Source organism: Paenibacillus pini JCM 16418, from assembly GCF_000576305.1.
Classification (GTDB): Bacteria; Bacillota; Bacilli; order Paenibacillales; family Paenibacillaceae; genus Paenibacillus_AQ; species Paenibacillus_AQ pini.
This window is the reverse complement of record NZ_BAVZ01000006.1, coordinates 224,024-251,002: the sequence shown is the minus strand read 5'-3', so window position 1 is coordinate 251,002 and position 26,979 is coordinate 224,024. Positions and strand designations below refer to the sequence as shown.

Annotated in this window: 20 protein-coding genes and 2 pseudogenes; 4 read left to right on the top strand and 18 right to left on the bottom strand. The window is 42.5% G+C overall.

Translation table 11 applies throughout. The features are described from left to right. Positions 1-54 precede the first annotated feature (54 nt). From JCM16418_RS11470 to JCM16418_RS23725, 3 genes are all read right to left on the bottom strand, one after another. Complete coding sequence (locus JCM16418_RS11470) at positions 55-2,181, bottom strand: catalase (RefSeq protein ID WP_036648852.1); 2,127 nt, start codon at positions 2,179-2,181, stop codon at positions 55-57. 239 nt (positions 2,182-2,420) lie between these two features. Continuing rightward, the gene (locus JCM16418_RS11465; RefSeq protein ID WP_036648848.1) at positions 2,421-5,513 is read right to left on the bottom strand and encodes an MMPL family transporter; all 3,093 of its coding nucleotides are present in this window, start codon (positions 5,511-5,513) and stop codon (positions 2,421-2,423) included. 78 nt (positions 5,514-5,591) lie between these two features. Further along, positions 5,592-6,206: a TetR/AcrR family transcriptional regulator gene (locus JCM16418_RS23725; protein WP_052020216.1), complete on the bottom strand. Its 615-nt coding sequence runs from the start codon at positions 6,204-6,206 to the stop codon at positions 5,592-5,594. A gap of 389 nt (positions 6,207-6,595) precedes the next feature. On the opposite strand from JCM16418_RS23725, the gene JCM16418_RS11455 reads away from it, so the two are divergent. Beyond that, positions 6,596-6,961 carry a hypothetical protein gene (locus tag JCM16418_RS11455; RefSeq protein WP_036648846.1) on the top strand — a complete coding sequence of 122 codons (366 nt, stop codon included), beginning with the start codon at positions 6,596-6,598 and terminating at the stop codon, positions 6,959-6,961. Positions 6,962-7,063: 102 nt separating this feature from the next. On the opposite strand, the gene JCM16418_RS11450 is transcribed toward JCM16418_RS11455, so the two are convergent. The 3 genes and pseudogenes from JCM16418_RS11450 to thrC form a co-directional block, all read right to left on the bottom strand. Further along, positions 7,064-7,882 carry an MFS transporter gene (locus tag JCM16418_RS11450; RefSeq protein WP_242403803.1) on the bottom strand — a complete coding sequence of 273 codons (819 nt, stop codon included), beginning with the start codon at positions 7,880-7,882 and terminating at the stop codon, positions 7,064-7,066. A gap of 35 nt (positions 7,883-7,917) precedes the next feature. After that, positions 7,918-8,343, bottom strand: coding sequence for an MFS transporter (locus tag JCM16418_RS25875; protein WP_242403802.1), 426 nt, complete (start codon positions 8,341-8,343; stop codon positions 7,918-7,920). A gap of 253 nt (positions 8,344-8,596) precedes the next feature. Continuing rightward, positions 8,597-9,849: pseudogene (gene thrC / locus JCM16418_RS11445) on the bottom strand (threonine synthase). Positions 9,850-9,964: 115 nt separating this feature from the next. On the opposite strand from thrC, the gene JCM16418_RS11440 reads away from it, so the two are divergent. Together JCM16418_RS11440 and JCM16418_RS11435 are read left to right on the top strand one after the other, a co-directional pair. Further along, a complete protein-coding gene (locus JCM16418_RS11440; RefSeq protein ID WP_036648842.1) occupies positions 9,965-10,849 on the top strand; it encodes a LysR family transcriptional regulator in 885 nt (294 codons plus the stop codon). Between the two features lie 90 nt (positions 10,850-10,939). Continuing rightward, entirely contained in the window at positions 10,940-12,049 is a 1,110-nt protein-coding gene (locus JCM16418_RS11435) for a stalk domain-containing protein (RefSeq protein ID WP_036648840.1), read from the top strand. A 108-nt stretch (positions 12,050-12,157) separates the two neighbouring features. Here JCM16418_RS11435 and JCM16418_RS24955 read toward each other — a convergent pair whose 3' ends face one another. The 6 genes from JCM16418_RS24955 to JCM16418_RS11415 form a co-directional block, all read right to left on the bottom strand. Further along, positions 12,158-12,328, bottom strand: coding sequence for a hypothetical protein (locus JCM16418_RS24955; protein ID WP_156327217.1), 171 nt, complete (start codon positions 12,326-12,328; stop codon positions 12,158-12,160). A gap of 131 nt (positions 12,329-12,459) precedes the next feature. Next, positions 12,460-12,612, bottom strand: a complete 153-nt coding sequence (locus JCM16418_RS26345; RefSeq protein WP_081765408.1) for a DUF305 domain-containing protein — start codon at positions 12,610-12,612, stop codon at positions 12,460-12,462. Next, positions 12,609-13,154: a DUF305 domain-containing protein gene (locus tag JCM16418_RS26340; RefSeq protein WP_036648838.1), complete on the bottom strand. Its 546-nt coding sequence runs from the start codon at positions 13,152-13,154 to the stop codon at positions 12,609-12,611. The genes JCM16418_RS26345 and JCM16418_RS26340 overlap by 4 nt, the downstream gene beginning before the upstream one ends. 154 nt (positions 13,155-13,308) lie before the next feature. Next, positions 13,309-13,584 (bottom strand): hypothetical protein, encoded by a 276-nt coding sequence (locus JCM16418_RS11425; RefSeq protein ID WP_036648836.1) that lies wholly within the window; start codon positions 13,582-13,584, stop codon positions 13,309-13,311. 125 nt (positions 13,585-13,709) lie between these two features. Next, positions 13,710-15,401: a methyl-accepting chemotaxis protein gene (locus JCM16418_RS11420; RefSeq protein ID WP_052020215.1), complete on the bottom strand. Its 1,692-nt coding sequence runs from the start codon at positions 15,399-15,401 to the stop codon at positions 13,710-13,712. Between the two features lie 504 nt (positions 15,402-15,905). Then, positions 15,906-17,399: a methyl-accepting chemotaxis protein gene (locus tag JCM16418_RS11415; protein WP_036648834.1), complete on the bottom strand. Its 1,494-nt coding sequence runs from the start codon at positions 17,397-17,399 to the stop codon at positions 15,906-15,908. A gap of 206 nt (positions 17,400-17,605) precedes the next feature. Between JCM16418_RS11415 and JCM16418_RS24950 the strand changes: the two genes are divergently transcribed. After that, complete coding sequence (locus tag JCM16418_RS24950; protein ID WP_156327216.1) at positions 17,606-17,779, top strand: hypothetical protein; 174 nt, start codon at positions 17,606-17,608, stop codon at positions 17,777-17,779. Positions 17,780-18,185: 406 nt separating this feature from the next. On the opposite strand, the gene JCM16418_RS11410 is transcribed toward JCM16418_RS24950, so the two are convergent. From JCM16418_RS11410 to JCM16418_RS24285, 6 genes and pseudogenes are all read right to left on the bottom strand, one after another. Further along, complete coding sequence (locus JCM16418_RS11410) at positions 18,186-19,490, bottom strand: aldehyde dehydrogenase (protein WP_036648832.1); 1,305 nt, start codon at positions 19,488-19,490, stop codon at positions 18,186-18,188. 34 nt (positions 19,491-19,524) lie between these two features. Beyond that, positions 19,525-20,550 carry an NADP-dependent oxidoreductase gene (locus JCM16418_RS11405; protein WP_036648829.1) on the bottom strand — a complete coding sequence of 342 codons (1,026 nt, stop codon included), beginning with the start codon at positions 20,548-20,550 and terminating at the stop codon, positions 19,525-19,527. Positions 20,551-20,703: 153 nt separating this feature from the next. Beyond that, positions 20,704-21,000: an ArsR/SmtB family transcription factor gene (locus JCM16418_RS11400; protein ID WP_036648827.1), complete on the bottom strand. Its 297-nt coding sequence runs from the start codon at positions 20,998-21,000 to the stop codon at positions 20,704-20,706. An 87-nt stretch (positions 21,001-21,087) separates the two neighbouring features. Continuing rightward, a pseudogene (locus JCM16418_RS11395) lies at positions 21,088-22,532 on the bottom strand (DEAD/DEAH box helicase). A 27-nt stretch (positions 22,533-22,559) separates the two neighbouring features. Beyond that, positions 22,560-22,958: a hypothetical protein gene (locus JCM16418_RS11390; protein WP_036648825.1), complete on the bottom strand. Its 399-nt coding sequence runs from the start codon at positions 22,956-22,958 to the stop codon at positions 22,560-22,562. A gap of 168 nt (positions 22,959-23,126) precedes the next feature. Beyond that, on the bottom strand, positions 23,127-26,828 hold the full coding sequence (locus JCM16418_RS24285) for an S-layer homology domain-containing protein (protein WP_242403800.1): 3,702 nt from the start codon (positions 26,826-26,828) through the stop codon (positions 23,127-23,129). Positions 26,829-26,979 lie beyond the last annotated feature (151 nt).

Here is a 26,979-nt window from a genome sequence, read left to right as displayed (position 1 = left end):
GGAGTATGATTAACCTTTTCTCTTATGGTTCCTTACAACAATTATACCTACCTATTATACCTGTCTACCCCAGTGACGCTGCATGCCCACAGCAGCAATCACTTGCTGACTGAAGTTGCTGTCCTGTTTATTCTCATCATTGATAACCAGACCCGTATCTACAGCAGGTTCAACTAGGTTACCTGGATTGGCAACAGGCTTCATAGGCTGAATGCCCGCACCAGCTAATAGATTCAACGCTTCTTTACCTACCGCTACCGTTTTATAGTGATTATAAGCATCACGTACAAAGTTAGCGGATTCTTTCATTTTAGCCAGTTGATCCACGCTTGCCTGTCCACCAGCAACATAGATTGCGTCATATAATACAGAATCACTGGTAAGAAGGGTTTGTCCTACCTCCAGCTCTGAGCCGTCGCTACCTTTAATCATACCTAAATGTTCGCTGATGATTTCAGGTGTTACTCCTGCTTCTTTAGCTGCTTGAAGAACTTCATTCAATTCCACTGCATTAAACCCATTACCCGCTAGAACAGCCAGTTTCAGAGTCGCAGGTGATTTCACTGTATTCTCCATGCTCAGTGCAGGTGAAAGAATGGTTACACCTGTAGGTCTCTCTGGACCTGGTCCAGCCGGAGCCTTCGCACCGACAGCAAGCGCAATCTGTTCAGCTAGATGCTGATCAACGTTGCTGAACATATCAACAACCTGCTGCTGGACGCTCTTATCTTTCACTTTACCAACTTCGAATTGGAAAGCTTTCGTAATGTGCTCCTTCTCTACAGGAGACATGCTGTTCCAGAACATCACAGCTTGACTGTAGTGATCCTTGAAGCTATCACTACGCGCACGGACTTTACGTCCTTCCACCTTCTCTTCATAGTGAACATAACCGCCTTCTTCAGCCGTCGATGTTTGCGGATCATTGTTTGCTAGCGAGTTCTTATGATAGCTCACTTGACCACGATCAATCGACATCTGATGCATTCCGTCGCGTTGATTGTTGTGAACAGGAGCAACCGATTTATTAATTGGAATCTGATGGAAGTTAGGTCCACCTAGACGAGACAATTGTGTATCCGTATAGGAGAAGAGACGACCTTGCAGTAGTGGATCATTCGAGAAATCAATACCTGGCACAACATGTCCAACATGGAATGCGACCTGTTCTGTCTCAGCGAACACATTATCTACGTTGCGATTCAGTGTCATTTTACCAATACGTTTGACTGGAACTAGCTCTTCTGGCCACAACTTCGTTGGATCCAAAATATCAAAGTCGAAATTGAATTCCTCATCCTCTTTAATCATTTGAACGCCAAATTCATATTCTGGATAATTCCCAGCTTCAATCGCATCATACAAATCACGGCGATGGAAATCTGGATCTTTACCTGCAATCTTCTGTGCTTCATCCCAGACTAAGGAATGTACACCGAGTACGGGTTTCCAGTGGAATTTCACGAAATGAGCGACACCTTGAGCATTCACGAAACGGAAGGTATGAACACCAAAACCCTCCATCATCCGGTAGCTACGTGGAATTGCCCGATCGGACATCGTCCACATCACCATATGTGCTGACTCTGTATTGTTTGCCATGAAATCCCAGTTTGTATCATGCGCCGTTGAAGCCTGCGGCATTTCATTATGAGGCTCCGGCTTAAAGGAATGAACTAAATCCGGGAACTTAATCGCATCTTGTATGAAAAAGACAGGGATATTGTTACCTACGAGGTCAAAATTCCCTTCTTCTGTATAAAATTTAGTAGCAAATCCTCGTGCATCACGAACGGTATCTGCTGATCCACGTGATCCGGCAACGGTTGAGAAACGAACAAATACTGGCGTTTCTTTAGCTGGATCTTGCAAGAAATTTGCGCTCGTGAACTCCGACATAGACTCGTACAATTTAAATGTACCATGTGCTCCATAGCCTCTTGCATGCACAATGCGCTCTGGAATACGCTCATGGTCAAAATGGGTCATTTTTTCTCTGAAGTGAAAATCCTCAAGTAGTGTAGGTCCACGGTCTCCCGCTTTCAGCGAATGTTCGTCATCTGACACTCGCAAGCCTTGGTTGGTGGTCATTTTTTCACCATTATTGTCCACGCGATACTGCTCTAGCTGCTCGTCCTTCGTTGATGGATTGATGTGTTTAGGCTCCTGATCCTTACTCATGAAATTCATTCCTCCCATTTCTGTTATCCGTTAATTACCTACTCGATATTTAACCTATAGAATGGGGATTCAAACGCTGCGACGTCCTAAACAAAGATTCAAATATGTGTAAATATTTCATATATATGGTGATAGGGACAACCGAGTCCAAAAAAACCTCTTAGAAGACAGCAGGCTTCACTGTTCTTTTAAGAGGTTTTTTAATGATTAATTAAAATTTAACGGAGAAAACTTCAACATTAAAGCTCTTCTGTGTGTTTACGAGTCGCCTTACGCTGGAAAGCTCCTGGAAGCACCATCAGCGCTGGTACAAGCATTGGCAATAGAATGAAGCATAGTACCAATAGACCGACAATAACTGCTGCTGCTAGTTCAATCAACAACACAAGTCCCGAAGGAATCAGCGTAGCAAATGTTCCGCCCAAAATCACCATAGCCGAGATGATGACCCCGCCAACACTTTTCGCAGCCCGGACAATCGCTTCACCCGGATCCATATGTCCGTATTCTTTGAAGCGTTCCATGAGGAAGATACTGTAGTCTACGCCTACCGCCACGATGACAATGAACGAGAAGAATGGAACGAATGAGGATACCCCATCTGCACCTATGATATAGGTGGTCACCAGCTTCGACGCGCTCATCGCAACATAATAGGAAGCTACCAAGGACAACACGATATAGACGGCTGGCCAGAATGAACGAATAACGAATAACAATACGATAAACACGCCGATGATGACGATCACAGCTGTACTGTTAAAAGCCTTAAGCTGCGCTTTATTTGTATCGTAGGTCGTCGAACTTGGACCTGCTGCGCCGTACTCTGCTTTTCCAAGGACCGTTCCCTTCAAGCTGCTCGATAACGTATCGTTAATCTTCTCGATTGTTTTCATCGCCGCCGGTGAGTATGGATCATCTTTCAAAATCACAATGAGTTTCGTAATTTTACGATCTTTGGACATAAAGTTATCTTCGGCAATCTTGAAGTCACTGCTCTCCAAAGCTTCTCGTGGCAAGAAGAATGTCTTCGAGCTGCTTAGCTGCGTTAAGAAGTCGCCTGTCTTACCCAATCCATCAGAAATATCTCCAAGGCCGTTACCGCTCTTATCAATTCCATCTTTAAGCTGTGACATTCCGCCAGATAATTCGGATAGACCCGAAATTAGCTTCTGCTGTCCGTCTTTGACACTGCCAAGAGCTGTGTTCAGCTTCTTCATGTTTGCCGTGATTTCACGACTTCCACTATCACCTTTTTTCAGTCCTGTGGCTAACTCATCGGCACCGCTTTGCAAAGCGGCAAGACCGGTTACCATCTGTGCCTGAGCGGATTGGATTTGGCTGAGGCCTCCAGTTGCCTGAGCGAACGAAGTATTTAGCTTAGCATAGTTAGCATTCAGTTCGGCAAGGCCCCCATTAAGCTGAGTAAGGCCTGATACCAGACCCTCGCCTGTTTGCTTCAATTTCACATAATTCGGATCATCTGCAAGTTCACTATGGCTGGCACCAAGTCCACCAATCAACGCATTCATGCCTGTAAGTCCTTGCTGAATTTGCGGAATTTGGCCGCTCACTTGCTTATATCCGCCTGCAAGAGACATGTAGCCTTTAGACAATGAAGATAACCCTTGATTTATCTTCGTTGTATTCGTACTGACGGTATTCAATCCGTTCTTCAATTTAGCAATACCCTGACTCAGTTTACCTGCGCCATCAGCTCCTTGACCAATACCATCGGATACTTGCCCAAGTGCAGCTGTAATCTGATCATACCCTTGCTTCACCTGTCCGGTACCCGAAACAAGTTGATCTGCACTCGAAAAATCGGGTGTGCTCAGTTTATCTCCGATTTGATCAAGACCATTCTTGATCTGATCTACACCATCCTTAGATGCGTTAATCCCGCTTGTCACATCTTCGGTTTGATTGCTAATGTAAAACTCATCAATGGGCTTCGATTGCGGCTGAGTTATACTCGCCACCGATTTCACGCCATCTAATGCCTTCAATTTATCTGTTAATTTATCCACAATTCCCAAGGAGTCGTTATTATCCATCGCTTTATTATCTTTGATAACGACCATGGTAGGTAGCGCCTGACCCCGGCTGAAATGCTCCGCTACCATGTTAAAACCTTTGGTCGATGGATAGCCATCACCAAGCTCTTCTAATTGGTCAAAAGATAACTTTTGTCCGCTTGTCAGCAGTACCGGAATGAGCAAAATTACAATAATAGCCGTCGTAAGTATGGGATGCTTCACAGATATCTGCGTCAATTTTGCCCAGAAGCGGCTGTCCTTATGACCCGCTACTTTCTTCGAAGGCCAGAACAATTTTGGTCCCAGAACCTTCATTAGGAATGGAGTTAGCGTAAGAATCTCAAGTAACAGCACAACTGTACCAATGGCTACCACGTTCGCTGACTTGTAAATTCCAAAGCCAGAGAAGCTGAGTCCTGCAAAGGCAATAAAGACCGTCAGAATACTGTAAATGATGGTTTTACCAGCCGTCTTGTAGGAAGCGACAATCGCCTCGTCAACGGAATGACCGTGTCCAAGCTCTTCTTTAAAACGATTAAATAGCAGAATATTATAATCCGTACCAATCCCGAACAATATGAGGATCAGCAGCATCTGCGTCACGCTTGTAACAGGGAAATTCAGCTTATCAATAATCTGAGCCGCAATCCCCATGGAACAGAGATATGACACCCCCACCGCCGCTAGTGAAACAAACGGGATGATAATGGAACGGAACATAATGATGAGTACCGCGAGGATAAAAATAACCGTCAGCGCTGCACTTTTTTCCACCCCAGATGTCGAAGCTTTAATATAATCATTCTGTATAAAATCCTCACCACTTAAATAGTAAGGAACTTTCACCTCTTTAAACACATCGTCAAATTGCTTCTGGATATCATCTACATTACGTCCCTTTTTATCGAGACTAAAATTCACCATCAGCGTCGTGCCATCCTCTGAAATCAGCGAGGATTTAGCATCAGGCATCGTAAACGGATCAAGTAGCTGGCTGAATCCAAGCTCTTCTTGATGATCCTTCATGCCCTTAATACCTGTTTCAATCTGCTTCATATCGGTGTCCGAAAGTTTGGTATCTCGATTAAACACAATAATATCACTGGTACCCTTAACTCCAGTCATTTCATTCAGCAGTTTGCCTGCTACCTTAGAAGGACTACTTGCTGGAAGCGGGTCTTGACCCCGCTGCTCTAATATCGCGTTTACATTCGGTTGAAACACGGTGAGCAGCACGGTCGCTACGATCCATAAAGCTAAGATGATCCAGCGCCATTTAATAATGTTACGCATAATAAATATGATTCCTCCCTGATTTCCTATCTTTTTAGTAAACAATCGTTCATTATTAAGTCAAAAAAATGTATTGTGCTATCTCAAACGCCGCTGCTCCATATCCAATTGATAAAGGTAGAGAAATTGATTCACCAGTGTTTTCACCGTTTCCCCATCCTCTTGCTCTCTCAAAATAAGACAAACCCCTTCCACTATCGTACCCGATAACATGTCAATCGTATTTCTTTCTTGAACCGTTAGCTCAGCTGACTCCTCCTTCTTCATCGATATGAATACCCGCTCCAAAATAGAGACCACAAGTGTCACAATCCGTGATTTAACATGGCTGTACTTAGATCCAGCGCTGCGGTTTAGCAAAATGGTCAATTCTGCGCTTGATTCTTCAAACAGAATCACGATCGTATTTTCAACCATAAGCATATACTTAGGCGAATCTGCCTCTTGCGGATAACCTAGTTCAATCTCTTGCTTGATATCCATGATATAAGCCATCAGCTTCTCATACACAGGGTCAACCAGAGCTTCGAACAGTCCCTCTTTGTTGCTAAAATAACGATAAATATTACCCGTCGTGACCCCTGCTGCTGCGGAAATACGGCGCATAGAAGCGTCAGAATAATCATACGCCTTGAATTCGGCCAAAGCTGCCTTCAAAATGCTGTTACGAACATCCTCTTTTAGAATTTGCATAAATAAACACCTGTTTACTAATAGATTTATAAATCATATTATAAGGGCTGATTGGGCGAATGGCAAATACGTACATATGTATTATTCATGTCTTTTTTCAAAAGCAATGATGATGCCAAAACACACAATTAAAAGACCAGAAACATAATCGAAAAGCTTCTGGTCTTCTAACTCTTGAATTAGTAGCGATTGGTCCAATATAGAATTTTATGTAATATAAATCCATAAATTTATTTAAATGTTAATATTGTATTTAAATGTGTTCGCGCTACTATAATCTGGTATAGTAATTTATAGAAGGATTAAGGCACATGGAATAGAACGCTGGCCAGCATTCACATCTTTAGAGACTCCTTCTCTTTAGTCTCTCAATAGAAAGGATGAATGTAATGAAAGCGAAAAGGTTAATGATATTATTGCTCTCTGCTGTAATGCTCTTCATGTTTACTTCGATTGCAAGCGCTAACACTTATTTAAATCAAACAGATATTCGTACCGGACAAGGAACTTTAAAGGTTTCTGGTTATGTGTATGTTAATGGAGGTGGTGGAGTCGTAATAGCTCAGGCTTACCGTACCGTAAACGGTGTAGATGAGTATGTTAAAATGGGTTCAAATGTTCTCAGTCCTCCGAGCGGAGGCTCCGGTACAATTAGTTTCAATTTCACTATAATTGGATTGCCGCAAGATACGTATAAGATTAAATACTCCTATGGCGGTAATCTTTCATACCTCACAATTAACAGCAATTTCTAATAGCACTTAGAACAAAAAAGCGCCCAATCAAACCGTTGTGTACCGGTTTGATTGGGCGCTTTGCCTTCACTATATAGCATATGACGTAAATAGCTAACTCTTCTATTTTTTACGAAGAATCTTCCCGAATACGGCTAGGATTGGCAATAGTAACACGCTTGCTGCGATGAGCGAAGCACGGATTGAGAATCGACTCCCGATCCAGCCTACCGCAGGTCCTCCCGCAGTCTGCCCAAGTGCATCCGATTGGCTCATCATCGACAATACCGTTGCGCGGGTCTTACTTTCTAAGTTCATATTCAGCCATGTAGAATACACAGGTTCGCTGACCGAACCAACGGTTCCGATCAATAATATTCCTACCAATGCCCACCCAAAGCTCGGAGCTAGCGCTAGCAACAGGATCGCCGCAATGTGGAGCACGGTCAATATAAACATACTCGTAGAGACTCCGCGCTGGCTGCCCATATCGACTTTTTTCTCAGTATATCGAACGGCAATCATTCCTAGAATGGTGGATATCGCTGCGATAATCCCAAACCACACCGCCATGGAATAAGTGCCATCCTGCGGAAAGCCCACGTTATGAATCAGATGTGTTGGCCACAACCGTTCATATCCTTCGGATGCTGCCCCGCTGAATATCGTAACGACCACAATCAACAGAAGTAGCGGACTGCGCCGCACGACTTTGGCACCGCTCAGCCATGTGTTAGCCATACTCCTCAAGTGAGAGGCTCCCGCTTCACGCTTATCTGGCACAAAATTCGTCTCTTTCATTACGAATAGTAGCAGAAAGGCAAGTACCAAGTACATGAACCCTCCGACAACGTAAGGTAGATTGGGAGCAAGGGTCGATAACCCTACACTGATTCCAATTCCAAGCAGCGTTGCAATCAAGGAAATACGTTTGGAACGCATAAATAAGTTCCCGACATGTTCTTCCCCAACTTCATCTACAATCCAGCTGTATCCGCGCCACTGACAAATGTCCAGCCGATTCCGAACATAACCTGTGAAATCAATAACCACGCAAATGAAGGAACCGATGAACTGAGATCTGCAAGCCAGATGACGCTGCCCTCCAGAACAAATCCTAAACCAAGGATAAACATAGCAATAATGACAGATGTACGTCGTCCATAAGTGTCGGCAACAACACCGGTGATTCCCTCAAATAGGAGCACCGTAAGTTCTAAAACTGTACCTACAAGAACCAATTGGAATGGGTTTAAATCTAGCATGGTAACATAGTAAATACCATACGTTGTAAACATCGTACTACTAGCTAAGGCGATGATAAATCTCATCCCTATAAACACTTTTGCCGCTCGATCATTCATCAAACGAAGTTCCGCCTCCCCGGCAGGGTGACGTATCATGGTTCACGAAAGTCAGAAAGCAAATGAATGCCTTATCTCATTCCACTTCAACTTCGGCTTACGTCAACAATTCACACTCACACTGCCGCTCATATTTTCTATCAATCCTTTCCGGTTGTAGTGTTTCTGATCGCCTTCTATCATACCGACACCTCCTAAATAATTCCTTTTATTATAGACAGCTCCTTGATAAAAAGATAGCAAAAAAGAACATAACCTATGTAGGTCATGTTCTTTATTTATTAACAAATCGTTATTCAATCGCGCTCTCTACACCCATACATCTACTAACACGTTCCACCGTCAATTCTGCAGAATCCTTAAGGGTATGCATTTCCCGCAAAATATCGGTATCCTTCAGCAGATTTCCTGTCAGAATACAGAGGACCGATTCTTCTGCATCAATGGTGCCTTCAGCCATTAATTTCTTCAGCCCCGCTAATGTCGCGGCGGATGCCGGTTCACAGCCAATACCGCTGCGGTCGATCAGCTTCTTGGCAGCAATAATTTCCGTGTCCGAAACAGAGCAGGTAATTCCGCTACTGGTTTGGAGGACACGACGTGCTTTTTTCCAACTAGGAGGGTTTCCGATGTTTAGCGCAGAAGCTTTCGTTACAGGATGTGGTTCTGGAGTCATCTCTTCAAGCCCTTGATCCATCATTCGGTGAAAAGGACTTGCTCCTTCGGCCTGAATCAGTGCAACCCGCGGAATTTTGTTAATTAAACCAATACGTTTCAGATCCTCTAACCCCTTGCCGAGGCCGATACGTTACTAAGTGCACCACCCGGAATGATAATCCAGTCCGGTAGCTCCCATTTCAAAGTCTGGGCTATTTCGTAGATGATACTCTTCTGACCCTCGATCCGAAAAGGATTAATGGAGTTGCAGATATACAAACCAAGCTCCTCACTGTACTGCTCAAGAAACTTGATGCCGTTATCATACGTCCCTTCAAAGCGGATGACCTCTGCACCATAGGCTAGCGTCTGCAGCACCTTATTCATGGAAATGTTCTTGTCAGGTACGAATACATAAGACCCGCAATCCGCCATAGAAGCATACATAGCCAGTGAAGAGGACGTATTACCTGTCGATGTACAGCTGAACCGCTTATAGCCGAGCGACCGCCCATGCGATACCGCAACGGTCATGCCATTATCTTTGAAAGATCCACTTGGATTCTCACTTTGCGCTTTAAAATACAATTGGCGAATGCCAAGATGTTCTCTAATCGGTTCTGAGGTGTACAAGCCTGTGTTACCTTCATATTTAGTAACAATATACTCATCGGGTAATCCCGGATAGATAAGTTCCTTATATCTCCATACTCCACTAGCCTGTTTACTCATCCGTTCGGAGAGACGCTCATGAAATACACTTTTTAAATAATCCGCATCGATGTTACTAAAATCATGACTTACCTCTAATAGTCCTCCACATGAGCATTGATACTTAAAATCCTCAAGCGGGATTTCTTGCCCACAATCTACACAAACGAGATTCATATCCGTTCGCCACCTTTCTATATATACATTACAATAAATGACAAACAATCATTAATCTAATATATTATTTATTATTATTTATAAATTTAAGTTATGAATGAGAGAAGGTATGATATTGAATTTGCATGCACTCCGATTATTTTATCAAGTGGCTGACAAAGGGAGCGTCACACTAGCATCCGAAGCGCTGAATATTAGCCAACCCGCCGTTACCTCGCAGATTAAAAAGCTTGAACGCGAATTAGACCTCAAATTATGGACTTCCTCAGGTAGGGGCGTTGTTCTAACCGAGGCTGGTAAGCGGCTTGCCGCTGAGGCTAATAGGCTATTTGCGATGGAGGCTGAAATTGAGGACACGCTGCAGCAGTTAAAGAGTGGGGCAGCTGGCAAGCTGCATATCGTAGCTACCTATCTTCCAGCCAACTTTTTGCTACCCAAATGGATTGCGCATTATAAACAAAAACATCCGAATGTTGAAATTGAACTTACGACTACCAATTCAAGTCAGGCAATCGATTCATTGATTCATTTCAAGTCTGACCTCGCGCTAATCGGAGGCATTCGGGAGGATCATCCTCTGCTGGAGCGGACAGAGTGGCTTGAAGATGACATGTGTTTTGTGGTGCATAAACAGCATCGGTTAGCTGGAGCTCGCATCCATCTGGCTGAGATGGTGAATGAGCCCTTTATTTTTCGCGAAGAAGGTAGTTTCTCAAGAGATCAATTGATCGCGTTATGTACCACGCATAATTTACCCATTCCAGCGGTCGGCTTACAGATGAATGGATTGAATGAGACACTGCGGGTGGTCATGGAGGGGTATGGCGCTGCATTCTTGTCTTCCCTAGAAACGGAGGATTATGTTGCTCGGGGTGAGATTCAGAAGGTGCATGTTCAAGGCATTCATTTAAAGAATCCCATTTCCTTATACACTCGGAAGGAGCTTCCTAGTCCTCCTACTTCACAGTTCATGCATATACTCATGCAGGATAAGAACTAGGAGGGTTTGAATGAGTACAGCAACTTTTATATCAATTATGACGTCTAGATCATTAACTTAAATTGAAAAATATGGGAGTGATAACTGTACATGCTGAATTATTCTAATAAACAAGGGATAAAATGTTTCCTAATTGCTATGAGTCTATTGACTGTACTTGCTTCTTTCGCAGGACAAGCAACAGCTCAGAGTAGCTCTGCTGCAGCAGTAGCCAGTCCTGTAGCTACGGAGGCAATTACCCCAACGTCCTGGTGTTTTGACCCCAAACATCAAGATAATCAGTTCTTTATGAAGAATGGAATTGCCTATATTTCATTTAAGCCATTATCTGAAATGTTCAGCGATCTGATCTGGACCTATGATTCAAAGAAAGGTCAATTAACCATCGTAGGTCCGAACCGCAAGCTGAGCTGGAAGGTGAATTCGAAACGCGCAGTATTCAATGGAGTCCCTCGCACCATGTCGGCTGCACCTACCCTAAAGAATGGAACTTTGGCACTTCCTATCCGTGATTTGCTTCAATTCGTAGGTGGCAACATTAAGGGTTATCCAGACGGGACCATGAATGTATCGTATGCAGTTCTAAATGTGGTTAGTGGTAATACGAACACCCACTATTGGGTACGTAGAGATAACGGCATCGTGTATATGAACTCAGGGACGGATTTACCACATACCATTGGTCAGACTAATGTCCGAGCGAATGGGTACTATACGATACATTTTTCAAACCTCTCTAATAACTCTGCTATGCTAACTGTAAACCATAATTACGGCGAGCCGAGTATGGGTAATGACATCTATAAGGTGTTCATTCATAATGGTAAAGTTATTCGGGAATCAAAAGTCAGTTATTATGGTATGTTTCCTACGATAAGTACCGCACAGGTGGATAACATGAGTGTAATGCTTAACGGTTCCGAGCTCCAGTTAGTTAATACAGAGGGTATCGTAAAACAGCGGTATGATTTGAAAAAACTTGGAGGGATTGATGAATCCTATACCATTGAATACGCATCTGCCTTAGATGGGATACTGTTGATCCGCCCTTATGGGACACAGTCCCTCTTACTCGTTGATGTTAAAGCAGGGACAAGAACCGTATTATATCAAGAGCTCCTGTCTAAAGAAGCTCAAGCCCCTTTTGAATTAAGGATAATGACTCGATGTCTGCGTCGATTGCGGATATCCGTTTTGTAAAACGAGAAGGTAACGTATTTACCTTCAAACATACGCTAAACACAACCCAAGAACATGTAAATGAGTTATTGACATACACACTCAAGCGTTAACATATGTATATGTTATTTAGCAATATCTTTTAAAATCATGCTGCTCATGCTTCATCCGTAGCGTATCACGCAGTTCAATGAGCTCATGCTCTGGCATATGCTCCAGTACTCGCCGCTCATACATTAACCCATGTTCCTCAGATAGATCCATAATCATCCGTATATATAACTCTCGTTGATCTTGCATATCGATCCCTCCCATTGAAGAAAGTACAGTTTAACGTAATGTACCCGGCTGGATGACATTTAATCATCATTATCTTCTTACAAAAAAACCAACTCCAGCGAGTAGCGTTGGTTTTTTTGTGTTCATGAGTCTTATTTTATGATAAGCAGCAGCTTCTTCATCTGTTCTAGCTCCGTAAATTGGCTATCTACAATATGCTTCGCGATCTGTCTCAGTTCCTCATTCAGCGTAAATTTCAGAACGTTCTCCGCCATCTTAACAGCACCCTCATGATGTGGGATCATCTCTTCCAAGAAATCTTTATCGATATTACCAGTAGGTCTGAGCGCTCCATGCGGGCAATCATCGCCTTATAGGCTTCCTCATACCCTTTTAAGTAAGCTTCCTCTTGTGCAATATCAATCTGAGGTGAGTTTTTGATACGTTCAAGTAAATTATTCATGCGTGAAACCCCATCCGTTTGCTCTCGAATAATCGTCTCCGCAAGTTTCTTAACCTCTGCATTTCCATTAGGAACATAGGATATTAGATTCTCCGACATGGATATGGCTGCCATATGATGTGGAATCATCTCATAGAGAAAATCAACGGTGGGATCTCCCGTTTTCGGTGCAGAGGACATTCTTTCCTTCATGGTTCGTAAAATACGATCGTAATTTTGGATATATGCTTCTTCCTTTGTCTCCTTAACCTGTTCCTTACTTGCGCCAGGCTTCTTACCAACTGATCCGTCATCCGTATCTGCAGCTTGGATATAAGATTGCGGACCCGTTAAAAGCATCCATATCGTGAGTCCTGCAAGTAACCCTATCATCCGTTTCTTCATGTCACGAAGCCTCCTAAGTATGTACTTTCACAAGCTTAGTCTTGAGGAAGCGACAGGTTTTTATACATAAGTACCACATAATGATCACAAAAAAGCCGACCTCGCCATCTATAGGGAGGTCGGCTTTGATTATTTACAGATACCTATCTACGTATTAATCGACGTATCCTGCAATACCTTTGTCCATTAAATAGTCCATTTCAGCATCCAAAATATCTTCCACTGTCATTTCATCAAGCTTAATATCGGGACGGCTCAGTACATAATCCACTAGCTCATCACTATCGATCTCGATATCGCCCTTTGCATCTTCCTTGGCATTGTTAATAAAAGTCTGTTCATGTTTCAGCACAAGCGTGATAACCTTCACATCCGCGCTGGTTTCAGTAGCAATGTATTGCAACATTTCTTGCTCATTGATTTCACTCATCGGTGTCATCCTCCTATTCATTATCCATAAGAGTCATTGTATCAGCAAAAGTCCTTTCACTCCAAATCATCGCATTTAATATGACGATTTAGCGCGAATGTGGACCTTTCCAGCAATCCTTCTGTCTACTCTTTAAATTTAAATTTGCGAATTTCACCCTGTAATCCTTTGGACATGTGGTTCAACATTTCAGACGATGAAGACATCTCTTGCATCGTCGCTAGCTGTTCCTCGCATACAGCAGCGACACTTTGTGAGTGCTCCGAAATACTAGAAGATAAATCGACGAGCTGCGTTTCCGTAGCAAGTAACTGCTCCGTTACAGCAGACAGCTCCTCTGTAGCCGCAGATACTTCCTGAGCTTGGCTTGACACGACTTCAATGGCATGGTAAATGCTACTGAAAGCCTCACCCGTCAGATTAATACTTTGTGTGCCTCGCTTCACTTCATCAGAGCCCTGCTGCATGGCTTCGACAGACTGATCTACTTTACTTACCATCTCTTTAATCCGATTAGCAATCTGTTCAGAAGCCGCCCCTGTCTGCTCAGCTAGCTTCTTCACTTCATTGGCAACAACAGCGAAGCCTTTACCATGCTCGCCAGCTCTCGCAGCTTCGATACTGGCATTAAGTGATAACAAATTGGTCTGCGTTGCAATTTCTTTAATAAAAGAAATGACCTTCTCGATTTCCTTGGATTGCCCGCCCAAATCATTAATGACTGCTGCGGAATGATCAATCGTTTGATGTAACTGCTTCAATTGGATAATGGTTTCATCGAGTAGTTCCTTTCCTTGTTCTGCCTGTTTCGTGGCCTCTCCTGTAGACTCTACCGTTACGGCAGCAGACTGGGCAATACGCTGCAAGCTGACCACACTCTCTTGCATAGAAAGCTGATTTTCTTTAATTCGCTCTACCTGATAATCCGCAGAATTAGCGATTTCTTGAATGGATTCAGCAACTTGCTGAGCAGCCAACACGGATTGATCCGAGCCCATCGACAGCTCCTGTGAGGAAGAAGCTACTTCTACAGCATTCTGGTCAATTTGAACCATTAATCCTTGAAGATTATGTTTCATTTCGTTAAAAGAACGAGCCATATCACCGATTTCATCCTTCTGCTGAATACGTATATCTTCGCCTGTTAAATCGCCTGCTGCAATACGTTTGGCAGAAAGAGCAACCATCTCAACCGGACGAACGATAAGCCGAAGTACAAAGGCTATCATTGCGATACCCACAATCATGGCTATAACGCCGGTAATAACTAGAATTGTTTTTATACTTGATACTTTCTCTGAGGTTTGCTTAACCATCTCGTTTAACTGAGCCTCTTGATATTGCTCCAGCTCCTCTGAAGTAGCTGCAAGCTGCCTTGCCATGGGAACGCATTTCTCTTCCACAAGACGTGTGTACATCTTAATATCTTCAACTTTTTTATATTCCACGATCTCGGCTACAACCGCCGAATATTTAGTTTCTAAATCATTCATCTTTGCTATGATTTCTTTAGACTTCTCTGTATGTACACCCGCTAGGATCTGAGTCATTTCTTCTTTAAAGGTTTGCCGATTCTTTAGATAGCTGTTGAAATGCTCTCCGTTTCCTGTCAGTAGATAGCCTCGTACATTCTTGGTTTCGTCAGCAGCGGTTCCTCCCAAATCCTTAGCAATCAACATTTTCTCTACGCGTTCATCTAGTAATGTTTTATAGGCACTGTTAATAGAGGTTAACTCAAACCAACCAATCATCCCCACGATTAACGTAAGCAACAAAACAACTGTGAAGCTCAACATTAATTTTTGTTTGAATTTCATATGTAATCCCTCTTATCTTTTATTATATGTAGGACCTACTTCCTATAATTAAACATGAACTTATAACCAACTACTTCCGTTACGAAACACGTTTTCTACAATATTCGATTTTTTTTAACATTTACCTCCTTTCAGTTATAAATCCCTGGATTTCCCAGAGCTAATAGATTTCCCTTATAAAAGCGTTAGTATTTAATGATATGTAAGGGCTAGCCAAGACCATAAGAGAGTTCCTCAAAAAATAGTAAGTCCATTTATGCCCATAACATGCATACGACAAAAAGTGACTTTTGGATCAATGAAATTGAATAATAGAAGGATATTTTTAATGAAAAAATATAAAATCAGGTATATAACCAGTACTGAAGTCCCCTCGGGCAACAAAACTCATTCATACACTTATCGTGACTTAATTGTACATATTGCACAAGAAAACCCTGAGGCTAGGCCTCAGGTTTATACGTGTTACCTTATTTTCTTATTCCTGTTCATCTTCTATACACATTAACGTTCTACAGCTATTAACTGTTTGACAGCCTGATCCGTCTCCTCAATTCTACGAACCATCGGCAGATTTTGAGCTGATAAGGTATCAACGGTCGCAAGTAATTCTTGTAGCGTAGCAGAAGATTGCTCTATAACCGCAACGAAATCATTCACCGTGAGTTCAATTTCCTCAGTCGTTCCTTTTACTGAACTTGCAACTTCAGAAATACTGGAGGCGCCAACGGATAACAAGTCTACATTCTTATCTATTGAAATAAATGAGTTCTTCGTCTGATCCACAAGTTCCAAGCTCTGCTTCATATTCTCCACATTCTCTTCTAATCGAATATGGGATAGATCAGCCTGCCGCGTCGCTTGTCCTACGTTCTCTGTAATCTGCCTAGCTGATTCATTAGTCATCTCAGCAAGCTTCCGAATTTCATGAGCAACGACTTCGAATCCTCGACCCTGCTCTCCTGCACGTGCCGCCTCAATGCTGGCGTTAAGTGAAAGAAGACTCGTCTGACTTGCGATTTGTTGAATCGAAGTCGTAAGGTTGGCAATATGATGAATATTGGAGATCATCGCACTAATCTCGTCTTTCATCTCATTCATATTTAGATGGAACCGATCGATGGTTGAAGTGAGTTGCCCAATGATTTCCGAACCTTCGGAAGAAGCGATTTTCGTCTCTGTAACGGAGGTCACGAACTGGGATATGGAATCTAGCATATGGTTAATATGTTGATTAGAAGAATAAATATGTTCCGAAATGCCCCCAATGGTCTCGGTCTGAGCTGCCGCTCCCGTAGCCATCTCTTGGAACGCCGTATTCATCTCATGAAAAGCTTGCTGGCTATCCTTACTATTCGCTCTTATTTCACTGATGCTGGAGGAAATGGTATGCGTTGCCTCCAAGGTCACTTTCTCCCGTTCCAGCTCTTTCGCAAGCATTTCCGAGGAACTTTGGCTTAGAGAATTGACATGGGCGAATAACTTTCTTCCCAATGTAGATTGAGCTAGAAGAATAGTAGAAGCTAGAATATAGTAAAACATAAATATACCAAAATTTGTTATGCTGAGTGCATCTTTATTAGGAGTGAGCGTGAAGCTAAGAATAAGAAGAATGATCCCTGCTGAATAAGCTGTCCATACCACTTTAGGAGAGTTATACATGAGGCCGATGCTTAGTACGAAAAAGGCAGACGCACCTACGGATGAACTTCCCCCGCCCTGTAGGATCGGAATGATTGAGATCGCAAACATTCCGAGCATAGCAACGAAGGATATATATTTTTCAAACCTTCTTGTCAGATGTGCTGACCATACAAAGGTCAAAAGAAGCACGCTTGGGATCATAATCAATAATCCTGATGATGCTACTTCACCTATTCCCACCAATAACAATAAAGCTAAAACCACTGTAAAGGTAACGGTAAAACAGATGATTTGATTCCTCTTGCGTAGATCCAGATATATGAATTGATCCTGCTCCTGTTGTTGATCTACCATAATAATTCCCCCTGATAAAACATAATGTAATGAAAAGAGTATCGGCAAAAAAGCCCCCATAATGTAGAGGATAATTGAAAATGTTTAAACTAACCTTGTAGGTTGTCCATGTCGTCCGTCTATTTTCCTCTTATAAGGGAACGGAATCCTCATAGAGAACATAGATTACATTATGTGAATACGGATTTAAGGGGGTAGTTCATCACGTGAAACCTGTAAAAACCAAAAGCATCAATAGACCTCGCCCTGTACAACCAAACAACCTGAAACAGTGGGCTCTCTTAGGAGCTGTTTTGTTTCTGATCGCCGCTATTATTTCTCTATATGTCGCATGGAAAGACTTATCCACATCAGGTACCGGCGGTGAAGTGGTCATTTAACCCTAAACCATGATATCGCTAGATTCATATAAAAGAGCCATACTCGTCACGCCCCTGTTACTGTTCAACAGTTCATAGGGTAACGCCGAGTATGGCTTCTTTTTTGTCATGCACATGTATCATAACGTATGAAACGCGTACCATGGCAAGGTTTTTTCAAAAAAATAACATCAGTGTTCAGCTACAATTTTTCTGGGGAACGACAGTAACGTATCTTCTCCAACGTTGTTACTCGAAATGATGTATGAGAGAAGACCATTTTCTGTCTTTTGCGCAAAATGTAAATGTTCCTGATAACGATTCATAAGCACTCCTTTCCGGACCTATTCAAATAAGAAGAAGCCTCCACCATTAAGGCAGAGGCTTCTTCTTATTTTTTAGAATATTGGATTAGAACGCGGAGTTATTACTCTGCTTTACGTTTCAGAATACTTTTCCGATGAGAAAATGTATCAAAGCTACCTTGACCATGATATGAACCCATACCACTTTCACCTACACCACCAAAAGGTAGGAATGGTGAAGTTAGATGTGCTAAGGTCTCATTGATACAACCACCGCCGAACGAAACACTACCTAGAATCTGATCCTGCACTTCCGTGCTTTCAGAGAAGATATATAGGGCAAGAGGTTTCGGGCGCTTCGTAATCTCTTCGATAATCTCGGGCAATTCGTCGTACACAATCACGGGAAGAATGGGTCCGAAGATTTCATCCCTCATCACCGGATCAGCCCATGTGATTTGATCCAATATAGTTGGTTCTATGAACAAACGAGATGATTCGGTTTTACTACCAAGATACAATGTTCCATCATTTAAGAACGAAGTTAGGCGATTGAATTGTTTCTCATTGACGATTCTCGGGAAATCCGGGTTTTGAGAAATATCCTCGCCATATAAGACGTGAATCGCATCTTTTAGCTCACTAAGGAATTGATCCTTCACTTGACGCTGAACCAAAATATAATCCGGTGCTACACAGGTTTGTCCTGCATTCAGGAACTTCCCTCTAGCGATCCGCTTAGCCGCTGACTTCAGCTCTGCATCACTGTGGACGATACATGGGCTTTTGCCACCAAGCTCAAGTGTAACCGGAGTTAGATGTTTAGCTGCAGCTTCCATAACCACTTTGCCGACCGGCGTGCTGCCGGTGAAGAAGATATAATCAAACTTCTCTTTGAGTAGCGCTGTACTTGTCTCAACTTCACCTTCTACGACGGCAATGTAATTCTCAGGGAAGTTTTCTTTAACAAGTTTGGCAAGCACTTTGGATGTGGTTGGCGTGAACTCAGAGGGCTTAAGAACTGCACAGTTTCCTGCTACCATAGCACCAATCAAAGGTGCAATCGCGAGCTGGAACGGATAGTTCCAAGGTGCAATAACGAGCGCAACGCCGTATGGCTCTGGATAAATCACACTGGAAGCGCCTGTAATGAACGTAGGAGTATCTACTTCCTTCGGCTTCATCCACGCATCTAAATTTTCGAGCGAAAATTTGATTTCCTCAAGTACAATTTTAATTTCCGTGGAGTATCCCTCGGCTTCGGATTTGTTCAAATCCGTTCTTAATGCAGCCAGTAACTCTTTTTCATGTTTATTAATCGCGTTCTGCAATGTATTCAGTGAATCCACACGAAACTTAATGTCCTTTGTTTTACCCGTACGGAAGAATGCCCGCTGTTGTTTAACTAAATTCTCGTAGTTTTCCATGTTCATTCTCCTTTACGTTATTAAGATTAATCACTTATTTATCAGCATCGCTCACTTTGACGAGCATTTTACCGAGATTCGTACCTTGGAACAATTGTAGGAATGCATCAATCACGTTGTCGAAACCATCCACAATCGTTTCTTCATATTTCAGCTTACCGTCTGATAACCATTTTCCAAGCTCTTGAAGCCCTTCTTCCTGACGGGATGCATAATCACTAAGAACGAATCCTTTGATCAGTGAACGTGTTTTAATCAATTTAGTGAAAATACGTGGACCCATATCTCCATCCGTACTGTTGTAAGCTGAGATCGAACCACATAAAGGAATACGAGCATAGTCATTCAGCAAATTCATAACACTATCCGTAATGGAACCACCCACATTGTCAAAGTAAACGTCGACTCCATTTGGACAAGCCGCTTTCAATGCCTCATCAAGATTCTTCGTCGTTTTATAATTAATGGCTGCATCAAAGCCAAGTTCATTCTTCAAATAGTCACATTTCTCATCTGTACCTGCGATCCCTACAACGCGAGTGCCTTTGATTTTGGCAATCTGTCCAACAAACATACCCACGGAACCAGCGGCACCAGATACAACAACGGTTTCGCCTTCTTTAGGCTGACCAATGTCTAGCAGACCGAAGTAAGCCGTAAGTCCAGTCAAACCAAGAACACTTAAGTATGCCGATACAGGAGCAATGGAATCATCAATTTTGCGGACAGTCTTTGCATCCACGGTATTGTATAGCTGCCAGCCTAGCATGCCGATAATTTTATCGCCTGCCTTCAGCAGATCAGACTTGGACTCCACTACCTCGCCTACAATGCCGCCAGCAATTGCTTCATTAAGATTAAATGGTGGAATATACGATTTGGCATCGCTCATCCGGCCCCGCATATATGGGTCAACGGATAAATACAATGTACGCACAACAACTTGTCCATCTTGCGCTTCAGCTACAGGAATTTCTTTAAACTCAAAATCTTGATCTGTTGGCAAGCCTACAGGGCGTGTTTTTAAAAGGATTTGTCTATTCTTTAATTGCTGATTCATATGATCACAACTCCAATATTTTTTTATTTTGATATCTCTATACAGAGTATTACCCTAAAGTTAAGATTACTTTCTGTGACTATCGCAACATTAATATTAAATAGTTTTAAAACTTTCAAATTATTATCCCAAAATGAAGGGCTTCCGGACATTTTATAAACTGTCCAGGAAACCCGGTAAAAATTCGGTAAACGTATCTTCTCGAAGCTGACCATTTTTGTTTTGACCATTACGTATGATACTTACTAGATCCGCCTCGTATAGAATCTTGAGATGATATGACACATTGGATTTGTCCATGCCCATCGATTTAACGATAGCTCCACATGTGTTGTTATCCCGATTATGATGAAGGTATCGAATCATTTCAATTCGTTTCACTTCGGATAATGCTTTGAAAATCTTAGCCCGTTTCTCATCATCTTTTACAATCAATTGTTCGATAGTCATAAAACTATTGTATTCCTCTCCTATACTGAAGTCAAACCACTGAGGTTATTCCAGCAGTCTGCTATGGATAAAAAAAAGCCACAAGTGTTACTTGTTGGCTTTGTATACTTTGAGCAATTTACCTTTAATCTTCGTATCCTTCATGACTTCCAGCACACGCGGACCTTTACCATTCAATATATCAACATAGGTAACATTATCCTGAATTGAAATGATACCAATATCCTCTACACTAATCCCTTCAATTTTGGCAATTGTACCTACGAAGTCTACAGCACGCAGCTTCTTTTTCTTACCGCCGTTGAAGTATAGCTTCAGAATTTCTTGATTTAATAGCTCATTCTTGTCCTTCTTCAGCTTCGTTTGTACATTGATCTTCTTGTTAAATGTCTCCGTACCTCTATCGACAGCTTCCTGCGATGGAGCATTCATTTTAGGAATTTGAAAACCAATGTATCCCTCAATTTCAGCTAGAAATTTCCCTTCATTTGGGGTTACGAACGTGATCGCTTTACCCGCATTTCCAGCACGTCCCGTTCTTCCGGTACGGTGCACGTAGCTTTCCTTTTCCATCGGAATATCATAATTAATAACATGTGAGATGTTATCAATATCAATCCCTCTTGCGGCTACATCTGTAGCGACGAGATAGCGGAATTGGCCTCTTCTAAAAGCATTCATCACCTCAAACCGCTCATCCTGCTCCATCCCACCATGGATTTTTCACAAGGATAATCGAGATCCGATAGCTTCTTATACACATCATTAACCTGTTCCTGCGTCCGGCAGAAAATAATACAGCTATCCGGGTTCTTCACAATGGTCAAATTCCGTAGTAAAGCGAATTTATCGTTATTCTTCACTTCATATAGTGAATGCTCAATTTGTTCTGTTGTTATTCCTGTACCCTTAATTTCGATGTGCATCGGATTGTCCATATATTTACGGCTTAACTTCTCCACATCTTCCGGCAAGGTAGCCGAGAATAACATCGTCATACGATCCTCCGGTATCGCCTGAATGATCGCTTGCACCTGTTCAATAAAACCCATGTTCAGCATCTCATCTGCTTCATCAAGTACGAGATATTTCAGACGTTCTAACGCAATCGTTCCTCTCTGGATATGATCCAGCACTCGCCCAGGTGTCCCTACAACCACGTGAGCTTTCTGCTTCAACTCTGTTTTCTGGACACTAAAGGGCTGCTTACCATACACAGCTACGGCTTTAATCCGCTTATAACGTCCAATATTCGTGATATCCTCTTTAACCTGCATCGCAAGTTCACGGGTAGGAGTCAAAATTAACGCCTGTGGCTTATTCTCGTTCCAATCCACTAGATCGCACACCGGAATACCATAGGCTGCCGTCTTTCCGCTACCTGTTTGCGATTTCACGACCAAGTCTATTTGCTCCAGTGCGACTGGAATGACTTCACTTTGTACAGGCGTTGGATTCTTGTAACCCAGACTATCTAATGCCCTCACAATATCTTCACTTAATGCATAATCCTTAAACTGACGCTCATCCATGTTCTTTACCTCTTCTTATGCTGAAATTTATGATTGCTGAAGCTTATTTACGAATGAGAGGAACACCTTTCGATCTCTCGTGCGTACATCTTTAATTCCAATACGTGCAGGCTTACCTTCACGATTTATAATCGTCACTCCACGCGGGTCTACCTCTAGGCTTGTGATATCACTTAACCATACCCTACGAGTCTTTATAATATTCACAATGATAATCTGCTCGTCCGATACCATTACATAGCGCATGTATACGTAATAAAAACGGATGGAAGCGATGACGGATAAACCAATGAAAATCATGTTCACGAACGCCTGCCCACTTGAATTCGCTGAGGTCCACTGAACAGCAATCCGGGTAAAAATGACAAACATAAGAAGTACAGAAACAACCAAATTCATTGTGTTACCTTTGAAAACTCTGATCATCTGAAGGTGACATCCTTTATAACGTTTTATAACTTCATTATACACAAAACAGGCTGTTGAGGATGGAAAGAACTTACTCTCTTTAAAATAAAAAGCCAAGACTACTCCCCAAAGGAAAGTCTTGGCTCTATACATTGATATTTCTAATAAATAGATTGGCTCATAATCTTACTTATGCTGTAATAAAGCCATAATCCATGTTGCTGCTTCTGCCCTTGTTGCACTTTGGTTCGGCGCGAAGCGATTGCCGCCCACTCCATTTACAAGACCTGCTTCTGTTACAGCAGCGATATAAGGAACAGCCCATTTCGGCGCCTTACTTGCATCTGCAAAAGGAAGTTTCGCAGCATGGTTAACCTGAATGCCCATAGCTTTGCTGATTAGTGCAGCCATTTCTGCCCGACTAATCTCTTGACTCGGACGGAATTGTTGATCCGCATATCCGCTTACGATACCCGCTTGGACGGCCTGAGCGACATAAGTCTTAGCCCAAGCAGGAATGTTGTTATTATCTTTAAAGCTTAACGATTTACCCGTACCTGTTAGGTTCAGTGCTTTAGCCAGCATCGTTGTAAACTCTACACGGTTTACTTTCTGATCAGGACGGAATGTTCCATCAGCATAGCCGCTAATAAAACCGCGACTTGCTGCTTGTGTAATTACATCTGCCGCCCAATGTTTCGCAATATCTGAGAAGTTTACTTTTGTTGGTTGTGGAGCCGTTGGATTGGTCGGTATTGTTGTTCCCGTACCATTCGTACCTGTACTTCCGCTGGAAGTTGAACCTCCCGTTGTTCCTGTTGTCGTACCGTTAGTATTCGAACCTGTTGTACCACTTGGTTTGCTATTCGAATTACTCCCTGATCCAGAGCTAGAGCCACTTCCACTTCCAGATCCTGACCCAGTACCAGATCCACTACCTGGGTTAGTTACTGTGCCACCATCCTTGGATTGCTTCTTAATGCCGAATTGATCGATGATGTACGGCTTAGCATCGTTTACATTTTGATCAATTTCATACGATACCGCCGTCAGCTTATCACCATCAATGGTAATACCAACAAAGTTCTGTACTTGACCCCGCTTCGGACGTGAACTATCACTTGGATCTGCTCCATACTTAGCTGCATGGTTCTCATCCGCTACATTAAAAAGGTCGTAATAGGTAGGATCAATTTTCGTGTTCTTATAATACACCTTTGCTCCGGCAGTTGCTGGAATCATGTAGATGGCGCCATCTGGGTTTACGGTGTATTTAATTTCTTTCCCATTTAATGTTTCGGTAATGGTCTCAGCTACCGTTGCTTTACCTTCTTTATTAATAGGCTTACTGCGTGCATAGATGTGGTCATGACCTTGGACAACGAAGTCGATACCAAGCTGAGCCATGATTGGAGCGATCTTGTTTCTTACACCATTCGCACCCATAATATCGGTATCCGTTGCATGATTTGATGTTGTGTAAGGTCCCTTGTGGAAGTTCACAATAATCCACTTCGCACCAGCCTTACGAGCAGCTTCCACATCCGCTTTCAGCCAAGCGACTTGGGCAGGAGTGAAGTTTGCATATTCCTCTGAGTTTTCATTTGAGTTCATGATGATAAAGTGAGCATTGCTGTAATCATATGAATAGTACGCACCTGTCTCCGTAGCGGAGTTCGTTGCTTCTTTTACGTTAAAATGTTCATAATAGCCATATTTCTTATCTTCATGATTACCAGCAGCAGGAGCCATGGTAATATTCAGCAAACTTTGTTGTGAATGACCTAGAAGCCAGTTCCACTGTTCTTCTTTGGTTCCTGTATCAACGATATCTCCGCTATGCAAAATGAAATTTGCATTAGGGATTGTTGCCATTGCTTTTTCAATGGTTTGTGCTGACAAGTCAGCCTCATCCTCTTCTTTGGCCTGCGTGTCCGTTAAATCAATGAATGTGAATGCACCACTTACCGGTGCTGTGCGGAATGTACCCACTTCACTCCAGCTATTCAGCGCTTCATCACCCACTCGGAAATAATAAGACGTATCAGGTTTCAATCCGGTTGCCTCTGCCTTATGCAGACGTTCTTCTTTGGAATTCGTAGAGATGGAAGACCGTCCTGAGAAATGAGTAGCTTGATTGAAGTCCGCTTTGCTGCTCGTTTTCTCTATAACTTGAAGATCGTTACCACTTGAAGCAAGTGGCGTGTACCAAGTAAAACCCTTAGCTGTCTTGGTGTCTCCATTAAAAGTTACCGTCACTTTACTAATAGGTACCGGTTTCGGTGCTGTCTGTTTAACAATACCGAATTGATCAATAATATAAGGCTTAGCGCCATCCACATTCTGATCAATTTCATATGAAACTGCCGTCAGCTTATCGCCATCAATGGTAATACCGACGAAGTTCTGAACTTGGCTACGCTTCGGACGTGAGCTATCACTTGGGTCTGGTCCATATTTAGCTGCATGATTCTCATCCGCTACATCAAAAAGATCATAGTAGGTAGGATCAATTTTCGTATTCTTATAATACACTTTCGGTCCAGCAGTCGCTGGGATCATGTAGATTGCGCCATCTGGATTTACGGTATATTTAATTTCTTTTCCATTTAATGTTTCCGTAATCGTCTCGGCTGTAGTAGCCTTTCCTTCTTTATTAATTGGCTTACTGCGTGCATAAATGTGGTCATGACCTTGGACAACAAAATCGATAGCCAGTTCAGCCATTATCGGAGCGATTTTATTTCTAACACCGTTTGCACCCATGATATCAGTATCTGTAGCATGGTTTGAAGTCGTGTACGGTCCTTTATGGAAGTTTACAATAATCCACTTTGCACCTGCCTTACGGGCAGCCTCCACATCCGCTTTCAGCCAAGAAACTTGGGCTGGCGTGAAGTTTGCATATTCCTCTGAGTTTTCATTTGAGTTCATGATGATAAAGTGAGCATTACTGTAGTCATAAGAGTAATAAGCACCTTTCTCCGTTGGCGAGTATACTGCTTCCGATACATTAAAATGTTCATAATAGCCATAATTCTTATCTTCATGATTACCAGCAGCTGGCGCTAACGTGATGTTCATCAGGCTGTCCTGTGAATGGCCTAACAGCCAGTTCCATTGCTCTTCCTTTGTGCCAGTATCCACAATATCACCGCTATGGAGAATAAAATTAGCATTGGGTATCGTAGCCATTGCCTTTTTTATCGTTTGTGCTGACAAGTCAGCCTCATCTTCCTCTTTAGCCTGCGTGTCCGTCAGATCAATGAATGTAAACGCACCGCTCACGGGAGCTGTACGAAACGTTCCCACTTCGCTCCAGATATTCAAATCCGCGTCTCCTACACGGAAATAATATGAAGTATCCGGTGCCAATCCTGTGGCTTCTGCCTTATGTAGTCTCTCCTTATTGGAGTTTTTAGCGACCGATGATCGGCCTTCAAAGCGTTGTGCATTCGTGAAATCAGGTGATCCCTTCTGCTCAACGACTTGTACATCACTCTTTTCTGATTCTAGAGAGGTATACCAAGTAAATCCTTTGGCCGTTTTGGTATCTCCATTAAAGGTCACCGTTACTTTTGTTATAGGAGAGCTAGCTGCCAGAGCAACAGGTTCATTCATAGCAACATCTTTAGCTCCGCCCATTGGCTCTGTTGGGATTGTTACTGGAGCTTCACCAGCTTCGCCTTCTGTAGGTACAGTCGCTTGATTATTACCCGCTTCATTATCTACTGGCGGTGTTACTGTAGGATTAGTTGTTTCATTGCTGGAAGGAGGCACTGTAGGTAAATCCCCTTCTGCAAAAGCAGGTACACCCGAACCCATTAAGCCTACGGCCATGATTAATGATAGAACGGGCCTTGCAGCCTTTTTAAATAAAAGAGTCATATGATATCTCCCTCGCCTGTATTTAATTTCTTATATACATTAGTGTAGCGAAGAATTGTTAACTTACGGTTAGCCTACAAGCATGACTATGTAAATCATTCATAATAAATGTAAACTCTTGTTTACATTAAAAGACCGCTAGCAAAATATC

What these genes read in the sequence shown, in the direction of transcription:
- JCM16418_RS11470 (WP_036648852.1), bottom strand. Translation starts at nt 2,181, where the DNA reads ATGAGTAAGGATCAGGAGCCTAAACACATCAATCCATCAACGAAGGAC.
- JCM16418_RS11465 (WP_036648848.1), bottom strand. Translation starts at nt 5,513, where the DNA reads ATGCGTAACATTATTAAATGGCGCTGGATCATCTTAGCTTTATGGATC.
- JCM16418_RS23725 (WP_052020216.1), bottom strand. Translation starts at nt 6,206, where the DNA reads ATGCAAATTCTAAAAGAGGATGTTCGTAACAGCATTTTGAAGGCAGCT.
- JCM16418_RS11455 (WP_036648846.1), top strand. Translation starts at nt 6,596, where the DNA reads ATGAAAGCGAAAAGGTTAATGATATTATTGCTCTCTGCTGTAATGCTC.
- JCM16418_RS11450 (WP_242403803.1), bottom strand. Translation starts at nt 7,882, where the DNA reads ATGCGTTCCAAACGTATTTCCTTGATTGCAACGCTGCTTGGAATTGGA.
- JCM16418_RS25875 (WP_242403802.1), bottom strand. Translation starts at nt 8,343, where the DNA reads ATGATACGTCACCCTGCCGGGGAGGCGGAACTTCGTTTGATGAATGAT.
- JCM16418_RS11435 (WP_036648840.1), top strand. Translation starts at nt 10,940, where the DNA reads ATGCTGAATTATTCTAATAAACAAGGGATAAAATGTTTCCTAATTGCT.
- JCM16418_RS24955 (WP_156327217.1), bottom strand. Translation starts at nt 12,328, where the DNA reads ATGCAAGATCAACGAGAGTTATATATACGGATGATTATGGATCTATCT.
- JCM16418_RS26345 (WP_081765408.1), bottom strand. Translation starts at nt 12,612, where the DNA reads ATGATCCCACATCATGAGGGTGCTGTTAAGATGGCGGAGAACGTTCTG.
- JCM16418_RS26340 (WP_036648838.1), bottom strand. Translation starts at nt 13,154, where the DNA reads ATGAAGAAACGGATGATAGGGTTACTTGCAGGACTCACGATATGGATG.
- JCM16418_RS11425 (WP_036648836.1), bottom strand. Translation starts at nt 13,584, where the DNA reads ATGAGTGAAATCAATGAGCAAGAAATGTTGCAATACATTGCTACTGAA.
- JCM16418_RS11420 (WP_052020215.1), bottom strand. Translation starts at nt 15,401, where the DNA reads ATGAAATTCAAACAAAAATTAATGTTGAGCTTCACAGTTGTTTTGTTG.
- JCM16418_RS11415 (WP_036648834.1), bottom strand. Translation starts at nt 17,399, where the DNA reads ATGGTAGATCAACAACAGGAGCAGGATCAATTCATATATCTGGATCTA.
- JCM16418_RS11410 (WP_036648832.1), bottom strand. Translation starts at nt 19,490, where the DNA reads ATGGAAAACTACGAGAATTTAGTTAAACAACAGCGGGCATTCTTCCGT.
- JCM16418_RS11405 (WP_036648829.1), bottom strand. Translation starts at nt 20,550, where the DNA reads ATGAATCAGCAATTAAAGAATAGACAAATCCTTTTAAAAACACGCCCT.
- JCM16418_RS11400 (WP_036648827.1), bottom strand. Translation starts at nt 21,000, where the DNA reads ATGACTATCGAACAATTGATTGTAAAAGATGATGAGAAACGGGCTAAG.
- JCM16418_RS11390 (WP_036648825.1), bottom strand. Translation starts at nt 22,958, where the DNA reads ATGATCAGAGTTTTCAAAGGTAACACAATGAATTTGGTTGTTTCTGTA.
- JCM16418_RS24285 (WP_242403800.1), bottom strand. Translation starts at nt 26,828, where the DNA reads ATGACTCTTTTATTTAAAAAGGCTGCAAGGCCCGTTCTATCATTAATC.